Annotated in this window: 6 protein-coding genes; 4 read left to right on the top strand and 2 right to left on the bottom strand. The window is 73.7% G+C overall.

The genetic code is table 11. The features are described 5' to 3' along the window. Window positions 1-323 precede the first annotated feature (323 nt). The gene (locus tag ACLIBK_RS22495; RefSeq protein ID WP_415389549.1) at window positions 324-1028 is read right to left on the bottom strand and encodes an SDR family oxidoreductase; all 705 of its coding nucleotides are present in this window, start codon (window positions 1026-1028) and stop codon (window positions 324-326) included. A gap of 133 nt (window positions 1029-1161) precedes the next feature. On the opposite strand from ACLIBK_RS22495, the gene ACLIBK_RS22490 reads away from it, so the two are divergent. Together ACLIBK_RS22490 and ACLIBK_RS22485 are read left to right on the top strand one after the other, a co-directional pair. Beyond that, window positions 1162-5964: an NAD-glutamate dehydrogenase gene (locus ACLIBK_RS22490; protein WP_415389548.1), complete on the top strand. Its 4803-nt coding sequence runs from the start codon at window positions 1162-1164 to the stop codon at window positions 5962-5964. A gap of 442 nt (window positions 5965-6406) precedes the next feature. Continuing rightward, window positions 6407-7660, top strand: coding sequence for an MFS transporter (locus ACLIBK_RS22485; protein WP_415389547.1), 1254 nt, complete (start codon window positions 6407-6409; stop codon window positions 7658-7660). Between the two features lie 337 nt (window positions 7661-7997). Here the strand turns inward: ACLIBK_RS22485 and ACLIBK_RS22480 are convergent, their stop codons facing one another. Continuing rightward, window positions 7998-8501 carry a MarR family winged helix-turn-helix transcriptional regulator gene (locus tag ACLIBK_RS22480; RefSeq protein WP_415389546.1) on the bottom strand — a complete coding sequence of 168 codons (504 nt, stop codon included), beginning with the start codon at window positions 8499-8501 and terminating at the stop codon, window positions 7998-8000. A 95-nt stretch (window positions 8502-8596) separates the two neighbouring features. Between ACLIBK_RS22480 and hmgA the strand changes: the two genes are divergently transcribed. Continuing rightward, entirely contained in the window at window positions 8597-9949 is a 1353-nt protein-coding gene (gene hmgA / locus ACLIBK_RS22475; RefSeq protein WP_415389545.1) for a homogentisate 1,2-dioxygenase, read from the top strand. 246 nt (window positions 9950-10195) lie between these two features. Continuing rightward, a complete protein-coding gene (gene fahA, locus ACLIBK_RS22470) occupies window positions 10196-11503 on the top strand; it encodes a fumarylacetoacetase (RefSeq protein ID WP_415389544.1) in 1308 nt (435 codons plus the stop codon). Window positions 11504-11625 lie beyond the last annotated feature (122 nt).

The raw sequence follows: 11625 nt of genomic DNA, 5'->3' as shown, positions 1-11625 counted from the left end.
GTCCTGGTCCGGATCGGATGGTTGGTTCTGTGGTGTTCGGGCGTTGGCCAGGGGCGCTGCCCCTGGACCCCGCCGGGGAGTTTAAACTCCCCGGACCCCACTTGAGTGCCTCCGGCGGGGGCGGGATGGCCCACGTCGTCCTGGTGGACCGCCCTGTCCGGTCCCGCCCCCGCCGGAGGCACTCATGAGGTCGAGGAGCCTAAGCTCCTCGCGGGGGCTCCAAGGGGGCAGAGCCCCCTTGGCCGCGGCCGAACACCCAGGCCCAACCACTCCCGCCGGACCGCGGACCGCGACCCGCACAGCGCGGCGTGCGGGCGCTGCCGTCACGCCGCGTAGATCATCTTGCGGGTCATGCCGCCGTCGGTGACGAACTCGCTGCCCGTGACGAAGCTGCTCTCGGGGCCCACCAGCCAGGACACCAGCGCGGCCACGTCGTCGGGGCGGCCGACGCGGCCGACGGGGTGCTGGGCGTGGTCCTCCGGGCGCAGCGCCTCGCCGGCCACGTCGATCCAGCCGGGCGAGACGCAGTTCACCCGCACGTCCGGCCCCAGGCTGATCGCCAGCGCGTGGTTCAGCGCCAGGAGGCCGCCCTTGCTGGCGGAATAGCTTTCCGTGTCCGGCTCCGACTGATGCGCCCGGGTGGAGGCGATCGTGACCACGGCACCGCGCGCGGCGCGCAGCAGGTCCTCGGCGGCGCGCACCAGCAGGAAGGTGCTGGTGAGATTGGTGCCCAGCACGGACTGCCATTCCGCCAGGGACAACTCGCGGATCGGCTTGCGGATCATGAAGCCCGCGTTGCACACCAGCGCGTCCAGCCGGCCTTCCGTGTCGCGCACCCCCGACACCAGTGCCGCCACCGCGGCCTCGTCGGAGACGTCGGCCTGCACGTAGCGCGCGGGGAAGTCCGGTCGTGCCGCGGCCCTGTCGGCGATCACCACGCGCCAGCCCTCCGCCGCCAGCCGCGCCGCGATGGCCAGGCCGATCCCGTGCGCCGCCCCCGTGACCAGCGCCACGCGCCCCGCTGCCATGCCCCGCTCCTTCCGTGCTGCCGGGGGCAACGCGCGGCGTGGCACTTCGTCACCGGGCCGTCACGGCGCGGAGGTTGCGCCCGGCGGCGGAGCCCGATTAGCTGCCGCACGGAACGCAGGGGGAAGAACGGCCATGCCGCAGGACATCGCCACGGCCGAGGCCGTCCCGGCGGCCGATCCCTTGCGCGAGGCGGTGTTGCGCGGCGCCCAGGCCGCGCTGGCGCGCCTCGCCCCCGCCCTGCCACCCGCCGCCGGCACGCTGCTGCGCCGCCTGTTCGAGGCGCTGCCCACCCCCGAGCTGGTGGCCGAGCCGCCCGAGGCCCTGGCCGAGGCGGCCGCCTCCCTCTGGGCCTTCGCCGCCGAGCGCCCACCCGCCGGAACCGCGTCCCCTGAAACCGCGCCCGCCGGACCCGCCGCGGCGCCCGGTGCCGCCAAGGTCCGCCTGCTGCCCCCCGGCCCCGGGCGCGGCGTGGCGGTGGTGGAGATCGTGGTGGACGACCGCCCCTTCCTGGTGGACAGCGCCATGGCGGCGCTGACCATCACCGGCCGTTCCGTGCGCCGGCTGCTGCACCCGATCCTGCCGGCGCAGCGCGACGCGGCCGGGCGGCTGCTGGGCTTCGGCCATGGCGGCCAGCCCGAGAGCATGATGCGCATCGAGGTCGCCCCCACCCCGGCGCGGCTGCTGGGCGCCGGCGGCCCGCCCGCGCAGGACTGGCCGGGCGTGGAAGCCGCGCTGGTGCGCGCCATGGAGGAGGTGCGGCAGGTGGTGGCGGACTTTCCCGCCCTGCTGGAACGCCTGCGCACCGCCGAGGCGGAGGTCGCCGACCTGCCCGACGGGGCGGAAGCGCGCAACTTCCTGCGCTGGATGGCGGAGGACAACTTCATCCTGCTCGGCCATCGCCGGGTGGAGCTGGCCGGGCCGATGCGGGCCAGCGAGGATCTCGGCCTGCTGCGCGACCCGGCGTTGCCGGTGTTCGACGCGCTGCGCGACCTGGGCGCCGTGCCCGCCGTCGTGCGCGACGCGCTGGCCGAGCCGGAAGCGCTGGGCATCGCCAAGGCCAACCTGCGCGTGCGCGTGCACCGCCCCGCCCATGGCGACGTGGTGGCCACGCGCATCGTGGCGGACGGGCAGGTGGTGGCGGTGCGGCTGTTCCTGGGCCTCTTCGCGGCCGACGCCTACAACCGCAACCCGCGCGCCATCCCGTGGCTGTCCTCCAAGGTGCGGCGCATCCTGGACCAGGCCGGGGCGGCGCCGGGCAGCCACGACGAGCGCGCCTTCCGCAACATCCTCGACACCTGGCCGCGCGACGAGCTGTTCGGTGCGGCGGAAGCCGACATCCTGGCCGGCGCCCGCCGCGCGGTGGACCTGCAGCTGCGCCCGCGCCCGGCCCTGGCGCTGCGCCGCGACCCCTTCGGCCGCTTCGTCGCCGCCCTGGTCTGGCTGCCGCGCGACACCTTCGACAGCCGGCTGCGCGAGCGCGTCGGCCGGCTGCTGGCCGGCGCCTTCAACGGCCGGCAATCCGCCTTTCACGTCGCACTCGGCGACGGGCCGCTGGCGCGCATCCACTACGTGATCGGCACCACCCCCGGCGCGGTGCCGGCCGTGGACGCGGCGGCGCTGGAAGCGGCGGTGGTGCAGGCCGCCCGGCCTTTCGGCGACCGCCTGGCCGACGCGCTGGCCGAGGACCTCGGCGAAGGGGCCGCGGCCGGGCTGCTGGCGCGCTGGGCCGACGCCTTCCCGCCCGCCTACCGGGACGAGACACCGGTGAACTGGGCGGTGGCCGACCTGCAGCTGGCCCAGGCCGCGCTGGACAGCGGCCGCCCCGCCGCGCGGCTGCATCGCACCGCCGGCGAAGGGCCGCGCCGCCTGACGCTGCGCCTGGCCAATCCCGGCGGCCCGCTGCCGCTGGCCGATGCCCTGCCGCTGTTCGAGGCGCTGGACCTGCGCGCGGTGGAGGAACTGCCGCACCGCCTGTCCCCCGCCGGCACCGACCCGGTGGTGCTGCACGTCTTCGCGCTGGAAGCCGGCGCCGATGCCGAGGAAGCGCGCTTCCCCGACCTGCTGGACGCGCTGGGCGTGCTGCTTTCCGGCCGCGCCGAGGCGGACGGCTTCAACCGGCTGGTGCTGCGGGCCGGGCTGGACTGGCGGGAATGCTGGCTGCTGCGGGCGATGTTCCGCTGGCTCAAGCAGGTCGGCTTCGCCTTCAGCCAGGAGGCCGTGGCCGGCGCCCTGGCGTCGCAGCCGGAAGCCGCGCGGCTGCTGGTGGAACTGTTCACCGCCCGCTTCGATCCCGACGCCCCGGGCGCGATCAGCGCTCCGAGCGCGCCCGGAGCCGTGGACGCTTCCGGCGCCGCCGGCACTCCTGGCGCCCCGCGCAACGAGGCGCGCGAGGCGGAACTCTCCGCGCGCTGGGACGCGCTGCTGGACCGCAACACCGACCCCGACGCCGACCGCATCCTGACGCGGCTGCGCGTGCTGCTGGATGCCGTGCTGCGCACCAACTACTTCCTGAACCAGGACCGGCTGGTGCTGAAGATCGACAGCGCCCGCGCCGGCGAGATGCCGCTGCCGCGCCCCTGGCGCGAAATCTTCGTCCACGCCGTGCACATGGAGGGCTGCCACCTGCGCGCCGGCCCGGTGGCGCGCGGCGGCATCCGCTGGAGCGACCGGCGCGAGGATTTCCGCACCGAGATTCTCGGCCTGATGAAGGCGCAGCGGCTGAAGAACGTCGTGATCGTGCCCACCGGCGCCAAGGGCGGCTTCGTGCTCAAGGGCGCCGTGCCGCCGCCTTCCGACCGCGAAGCTTTCACCAACACCGGCATCGCCGCCTACCGCACCCTGGTGCGAGGCATGCTGGACGTCACCGACAACCTCCACGGCACGGAGGTGGTGCCGCCCGCCCGCGTGGTGCGGCGCGACGGCGACGACCCCTACCTCGTGGTGGCGGCCGACAAGGGCACGGCCACCTTCTCCGACATCGCCAACGCGCTCTCGGCCGAGGTCGGCTTCTGGCTGGGCGACGCCTTCGCCTCGGGGGGATCGCAGGGCTACGACCACAAAGCCATGGGCATCACCGCCCGCGGCGCCTGGGTGATGATCGCCCGCCACTTCGCCGAGATGGGCCGCGACATCCAGGCCGAGCCCTTCACCTGCGCCGGCGTCGGTGACATGAGCGGCGACGTCTTCGGCAACGGCCTGCTGGTGTCGCGGCAAACGCGGCTGGTGGCCGCCTTCGACCACCGCCACATCTTCCTCGACCCTGATCCCGACCCGGCCGCCTCCTTCGACGAGCGCGCCCGGCTCTTCGCCCTGCCGCGCTCCTCTTGGGCGGATTACGACGCGACGAAGCTCAGCGCCGGCGGCGGCATTTTTCCGCGCAACGCCAAGACCATCCCGCTGAGTCCCGAGGCCCGCGCGCTGCTGGGCATGGAAGCGGAGCGCCCGGACCCCGTTGCGGTGATGCGCGCGATCCTGAAGCTGCGCGTGGACCTGCTCTACTTCGGCGGTATCGGCACCTACGTGAAGGGCAGCGCGGAATCCCAGGCCGAGGCCGGCGACCGCGCCAACGACGCGCTGCGCATCGACGGGCGCGAGGTCGCGGCTGCGGTGGTGGGGGAGGGCGCCAACCTCGCCGTCACCCAGGCCGGGCGCATCGAGGCAGCGCAGGCGGGCGCGCGGCTGAACACCGACGCGCTGGACAATTCCGCCGGCGTCAGCACCTCCGACCACGAGGTGAACATCAAGATCCTCACCGCCGACGCCATCACGTCCGGCGCGCTGACGTTGCAGCAGCGCGACACCCTGCTGGCGGAAATGACGGAGGAGGTCGGCACCCAGGTGCTGCGCGACAACGCCGAGCAGTCCCTGGCCGTCAGCCTGGAACAGGCCGCCGGCGCCGAGGCGCTGCCCGGCCATGCCGCGCTGATGACCCGGCTGGAAGCCGCGGGCCTGCTGGACCGCGCCGTGGCCGGCCTTCCGGATGCCGAGAGCATGGCCGCCCGCATCACCACCGGCGAAGCCCTGACGCGGCCGGAGATCGCGGCGCTGCTGCCGGTGGCCAAGCTGTGGATCACCGACAGCATCGAGGACAGCGGCCTGCCCGACGAGCCGGCGCTGCTGCCGCTGCTGCTGGGCTACTTCCCCGCCCCCCTGCGCGAGCGCTTTGCCGCCCAGGCCGAGCGCCATCGCCTGCGGCGCGAGCTGGTGGCGACGGTGCTGGGCAACGCCGTGTGCAACCGGCTCGGCCCGGCCGGGCTGTCGCGCCTGGCCGCCGAGGGCGACCCCGCCGCCGTGGCCCGCGCCGCCTGGCTGGCCGCCGCGCTGTTCGGCATCGAGGAGGCGGCGGACGCCCTGGACGCGGCCGCCGCTCCCTGGCCACAGCGCCGCGACGCGCTGCTGGCACTGCGCCGGCTGCAGGAAACTGCCGCGCGCTCCCTGCTCGCCGGGCCGGAAGCGGCGCTGCCGCTGGACGAGGTGCTGAACAAGCTGCGCCCCGGCCTGGACGCGCTGCTGGCCGCCGTCCCCGCCGCGACGCCCGATCCCGCCCTGCCCGAGGCGGCCGGGCGCCTCGTCGCGGCGGCCCCGGCGCTGATGCCGGCCCTGGGTGTGCTGCGCCTGGCGGCCGAGGCGGGAGCCGAGCCCGCCGCCGCCGCCCATGCCTGGGCCGAGGCCGGGCGCCGCCTGGGGCTGGACGCGCTGCGTTCCGCCACCTGGGCCGCACCCGTGGCCGGTCCCTTCGGCCCGCGCGCCCGCGCCGCCCTGCTGGACGGGCTGGACATGACCCAGGCCCGGCTGGCGCGCGCGATCCTGGCCGGCCGCGACCCCGGCGCCGCGCCCGAAGCGGCGGAAGCGCTGCGCACCGTGCGCGAGGTGGCGGCCGTGCCGGACCTGTCCGCCGTGACCGTGGCGCTGCGCGCCCTGGCGCGGCTGGGCTGACGCGGTGGGGCGAATGGCCCGGGAGGGAGAAGGAATTCTCCCTCCCGTACCCTCCCTCATCTTTTTTCATTCGCTGCCGGGGCTGCTGCCACGCGGGGCGCCCCGGGCCTGAGAACACCGCACCCTTTCAGCCCACGCACAACCGCAGTCGCCGGAGGGCCACGCCCTCCGGCGCGCCCCACCTCACCACCGAGCCCGCGGCAGCACCCCGAAAAACGATGAGGGGGAGGGTCCGGGTGGGGGAGAAGCCTCTTCTCCCCCTCCCGCAGCACCGCCCGGCACGCCGAACCACCCTACCGGCCCTTGCCGACCGCCGGCCCGCGGGCCATTGCTGCGGCACCATCGCGTCGGGGCCACCGTTCCGGCCGTGCCGTGTCCGGCCCCGCTCACCGGGGCCGACCGGCCTGCCGCCGCCGACCGCTTCCGCAGGAGATCCCGCCGCGTGGACCGCCGTGCTTTCGCCTGGGCGCTGTACGACTGGGCGAACAGCGCCTTTTCCACCGTTGTCGTGACCTTCGTGGTGGCCGCCTATTTCGCCCAGGGCATCGCCCCGGATCCCGCCACCGGGCAGGCGCAATGGGGGCTGATGCAGACCGCCGCGGCGATCGCCATCGCGCTGCTGTCGCCGGTGCTGGGGGCGGTGGCCGATGCCGGCGGCCGGCGGCGCCTGCTGCTGGGCCTGTGCACCCTGGCCACCGCGGTCTTCACCGCCCTGGTCTGGTTCGCCAAGCCCGACCCGTCCTGGACGCTCTGGGCGCTGGCCTGCGTCGGGCTGGCCACCGTGTGCTTCGAGGTCGGCACGGTGTTCTACAACGCCATGCTCCCCGACGTGGCGCCGCCGGAGAAGATCGGCCGGGTGTCCGGCCTGGCCTGGGGGCTGGGCTATGCCGGGGGCCTGGCCTGCCTGGCGCTGTGCCTGGTGCTGCTGGTGCTGCCCGACCCCTCGCCGCTGGGCCTGGACCGTGCCGCCTCCGAGCACTACCGGGCCGTGGCGCCGCTGGTGGCGATCTGGCTGGTCGTGTTCAGCTGGCCGGTGCTGCTGGCCTTGCCCGACCCGAGCGGCCCTCGCCCGGGCTGGGGTGCGGCGGCCCGCGACGGGTTGCGCGAACTGCGGGCCGTGCTGCGCCGCCTGCCGGGGCAGCCCGCGCTGCTGCGCTTCCTGCTGGCGCGGCTGTTCTACACGGACGGGCTGAACACGCTGTTCGCCTTCGGCGCGATCTTCGCCGCCGGCGTGCACAGCATGGGCTTCCAGGAGATCCTGCTCTTCGGCATTGCCCTGAACGTCACCGCCGGACTGGGCGCCGCGGCCTTCGGCCTGCTGGAAGACCGGCTCGGCTCCAAGCGCACGGTGATGCTGGCGCTGGCGGCGCTGTTCATCATCGGCTTCCTGCTGGTGGTGGTGACCTCCAAGCCGGTGTTCTGGGGGCTGGCGCTGCTGCTGGGCATCTTCTTCGGCCCGGCCCAGGCGGCCTCGCGCACGCTGATGGCGCGCATGGCGCCGCCCGGCGAGATGGCCGCGCATTTCGGCCTCTTCGCCCTGTCCGGCCGCGTCACCGGCTTCCTCGGCCCCGCCACCCTGGCCGCCGTCACCGCCGCCACCGGCAGCCAGCGCCTGGGCATGGCCACCGTGGGCCTGTTCCTGGGCGTTGGCCTGCTGCTGCTGTGGACCGTGCGCGTGCCGGACGACCACCGCTGAACAGCGGTCTCGCAGGGCTGGCGTGGTCGGAAGGCTGGTGGGGCGGTTGTGCTGGGGGTTCTAAAGCTGGCCAGGGGCGCTGCCCCTGGACCCCGCCGGGGAGTTTAAACTCCCCGGACCCCACGTTGAGTGCCTCCGGCGGGGGCGGGATGGCTGACGGTAGTCATGGGGGACAACGGCGTCCGGCCCGCCCCCGCCGGAGGCACTCATGAGGTCGAGGAGCCTAAGCTCCTCGCGGGGTGTCCAGAGGGGCAGAGCCCCTCTGGCCCCGGCCCGAACACCCAGGCACAACCGCCCCACCAGCCCCCGACCACGCCGCACCCTGCGACCGCCGTTGTCAGCCGTCCGGTTCGCCGGCCGCGGCCAGGGTGGCGGCGCGGCGGCCGAGCTTGAGCAGGATGGTGTCCAGCTGCCGTTGTTCCGCCGGGGACAGGGCGGTGGCCAGGGCGGCCTGCAGCGTGTGGGCCAGGGGCACGATCTGGCGATAGGTGGCCTGCCCGCGCCGCGACAGCTGCAGCAGCTGCGCCCTGTTGTCGCCGGGCTGCGGGCGGCGCTCGATCAGCCCCTTGTCGGCCAGGCGGATCACGGCGCGGCTGACGCGCACCCGGTCCATGCCGGTCTGCTCGATCACCTGCTGGGTGGAACGCGGCGCGGCTTCGCCCAGCACGGCCATCACGCGCCATTCCGGAATGGTCAGGCCGAAGCTCCGCTCGTAGCGGCTGGCGAAGAGGCGGCTGATCGCTTCCGCCACCACGGAGAAGCGATAGGGCAGGAATTCCCCCAGCGCGAGCGGCGCTTCGGCCGTTGCGGCATCCCCGACCTCCCGCGCCGGCTCGGCCATGCGGAAAAGCTCCTTTTCATCTCATATAAGACGATATAGTAAGGCGCCGTGCCGCGCGATGCCAAGCGCCCGGCAGCCCTTTGGAAGGATGCGCCATGAATGTTTCCGTCCGGCCCGATCCCGTTCTTTCCGGCACGGCGGCAACAGGCCCCGCCTACATGACGGGCTTCGGCAACGGCTTCGAGACGGAAGCCCTGCCCGGCGCCCTGCCGGTAGGCCGCAACTCGCCGCAGCGCTGCCCTTACGGCCTCTATGCCGAGCAGCTGAGCGGTTCGCCCTTCACCGCGCCGCGCGCAACGAATGAGCGCTCCTGGCTCTATCGCATCCGCCCGACCGTGGCGCATTGGGGTCGCTTCGCGAAAGTGGACGCCGGGCTGTGGCGCACCGCGCCCTGCGCCGAGGTGGAGCTGCCGCTGGCGCCCCTGCGCTGGGACCCGATCCCGCTGCCCGAGGCGCCCGTGAGTTTCCTCGAAGGCATCCGCACCGTCACCACCGCCGGCGATGCCGGCGCGCAGGCGGGCATGGGCTCGCACATCTATCTCGTCACCCGTTCCATGCGGGACGAGTATTTCTACAATGCCGACGGCGAGATGCTGTTCGTGCCGCAGCAGGGTGCGCTGCGCCTGTGGACCGAGTTCGGCATCATCGACATCGAGCCCGGCGAGATCGCCGTGATCCCGCGCGGCGTGAAGCTGCGCGTGGAGCTGCACGGCGAGGCACCGGCCCGCGGCTACCTGTGCGAGAACTACGGCGGCGCCTTCACCTTGCCCGAACGCGGCCCGATCGGCGCCAACTGCCTGGCCAACCCGCGCGACTTCATGACGCCCGTCGCCGCCTATGAGGATCGCGACGCCCCTTCCACCATGACCGTGAAGTGGGGCGGCACGCTGTGGCGCACGGAACTGGCGCATTCGCCGCTGGACGTGGTGGCCTGGCACGGCAACTACGCGCCCTACAAATACGACCTGCGCCGCTTCTCGCCGGTGGGGCCGGTGCTGTTCGACCACGCCGACCCGTCGATCTTCACCGTGCTGACCGCGCCCTCGGAAACGCCGGGCACGGCCAATATCGACTTCGTGATCTTTCCCGACCGCTGGCTGGTGGCGGAAAACACCTTCCGCCCGCCCTGGTACCACATGAACGTCATGAGCGAGTTCATGGGCCTGATCTACGGCGTCTACGACGCCAAGACCGGCGGCGGCTTCGTCCCCGGCGGCTTTTCCCTGCACAACGGCATGCTGCCGCACGGGCCGGACGAACGCGCCTTCGAGGGCGCCAGCAACGCCGAGCTCAAGCCGCACAAGCTGGAAGGCACGCTGGCCTTCATGTTCGAAACCCGCTTCCCGCAGCGCGTCACGCGCTTCGCCGCGGAAGCGCCGCAGTTCCAGGCGGAATACGGCAGCTACGGTGCCAGCCTCGCCAGACATTTCGACCCGACCAAGCCCTGAACCGGCCGGCGCCGACCCGCGCCGGTTCTTCCCCGGCCGGCGGCGCTGCGCCCATCCGGCGGGCCGGCAGCGCCGCTCGTCCTGCGCCGTTGCCAGCCGGGGCGGGCCGCAGCATCCCCGAAGGCGCGCTGGCGCCCATCCAGCGGCACCGGCACTCTCCCGCCTCCCTGGGGACTGCCGCGCGCCCATTCCCACCGACCCGAGCGCGCACCCGCGCTCCCCATTCCCCGAGCGGAACCGAGCCCCATGCCAGACCTCGACGCGACCCATAGCCCGGACCTCAGGAGCTGGGTCGCCTCCGCCCAAGGTCACGCGGAGTTCCCGATCCAGAACCTGCCCCTGGGCGTGTTCAGCCCCCCAGGCGGCACCCCGCGCGGCGGTGTCGCCATCGGCAACGAGATCCTGGACCTCGCCGCCGCCGGCCGCGCCGGCCTGTTCGGGGGCGAGGCCGCCCGCGCCGCTGAGGCCGCCGGTGCCCCGGCGCTGAACGCCCTGCTGGCCCTGGGCGCCGGGCCGCGCCGTGCCCTGCGCACGCAGCTTTCCGCCCTGCTGGCAGAAGGCTCGCCGCATCAGGCGCAGGTGGCGCCGCTGCTGCACCCCGCGGCTGGCTGCACGCTGCACCTGCCCACGGTGATCGGCGACTACACGGATTTCTACGTGGGCATCCACCACGCCACCAATGTCGGCCGCGTGTTCCGCCCCGACGACCCGCTGCTGCCGAACTACAAATACGTGCCCATCGGCTATCACGGCCGCGCGTCTTCCGTGCGGCCTTCCGGCACGGCCTTCCATCGGCCCAAGGGGCAGCGCAAGCCGGCCACGCAAGCGACGCCGGATTTCGGCCCCTGCCGCAATCTCGACTACGAGCTGGAGCTGGGCATCTGGATCGGCCCGGGCAACGAGCTGGGCGAGCCGGTGAGCATCGCCGAGGCGCCGGCGCAGGTGGCGGGCTACAGCCTGCTCAACGACTGGTCGGCGCGCGACATCCAGGCCTGGGAATACCAGCCGCTCGGCCCCTTCCTGGCCAAGAACTTCTGCTCCACCGTGTCCACCTGGATCGTCACCCCCGAGGCCCTGGCCCCCTTCCGCGTGCCGCAGCCGCCGCGACCCGAGGGCGACCCGGCGCCGCTGCCCTACCTCCTCGACGAGGCCGACCAGCGCGAGGGCGCGCTGGACCTGCAGCTGGAGGTGCTGATCCTGACGCCCGCGATGCGCGAGAAGGGGCTGCCGCCGCAAACGCTATCGCGCAGCAACGCGCAGCACATGTACTGGACCGTGGCGCAGATGCTGACGCACCACACCAGCAACGGCTGCAACCTGCAGCCCGGCGACCTGCTCGGCTCCGGCACGCTCTCCGCCCCCGGCGAGGAAGGCTTCGGCAGCCTTCTCGAAAGCACCAAGGGCGGCAAGGAACTGGTGCAGCTCACCTCCGGCGAAACCCGCCGCTTCCTGGAGGACGGCGACGAGGTCTTCCTGCGCGCCCATGCCCACCGCCCCGGTGCCGTGTCCATCGGCTTCGGGGAATGCCGCGGCACCGTGCTGCCGGCGGTCTGATACCGGCGCGCTTATGAAGTGACTTTTCCAATCCAAGGATAGCTGGTGAGGGAGCGGAGGCGATCTGGCGTCAGGGCATTCCAGGCTTGGCAGCAGGCGTCGACGATGGCGGCGTTGCTGTG

This window comes from Roseomonas sp. BN140053, assembly GCF_047690175.1.
Classification (GTDB): domain Bacteria; phylum Pseudomonadota; class Alphaproteobacteria; order Acetobacterales; family Acetobacteraceae; genus Roseomonas.
Note: the sequence above shows the minus strand (reverse complement) of the source record. Positions and strands in the feature narration are given on the sequence as shown.

What these genes read in the sequence shown, in the direction of transcription:
- ACLIBK_RS22495 (WP_415389549.1), bottom strand. Translation starts at nt 1,028, where the DNA reads ATGGCAGCGGGGCGCGTGGCGCTGGTCACGGGGGCGGCGCACGGGATC.
- ACLIBK_RS22490 (WP_415389548.1), top strand. Translation starts at nt 1,162, where the DNA reads ATGCCGCAGGACATCGCCACGGCCGAGGCCGTCCCGGCGGCCGATCCC.
- ACLIBK_RS22480 (WP_415389546.1), bottom strand. Translation starts at nt 8,501, where the DNA reads ATGGCCGAGCCGGCGCGGGAGGTCGGGGATGCCGCAACGGCCGAAGCG.
- hmgA (WP_415389545.1), top strand. Translation starts at nt 8,597, where the DNA reads ATGAATGTTTCCGTCCGGCCCGATCCCGTTCTTTCCGGCACGGCGGCA.
- fahA (WP_415389544.1), top strand. Translation starts at nt 10,196, where the DNA reads ATGCCAGACCTCGACGCGACCCATAGCCCGGACCTCAGGAGCTGGGTC.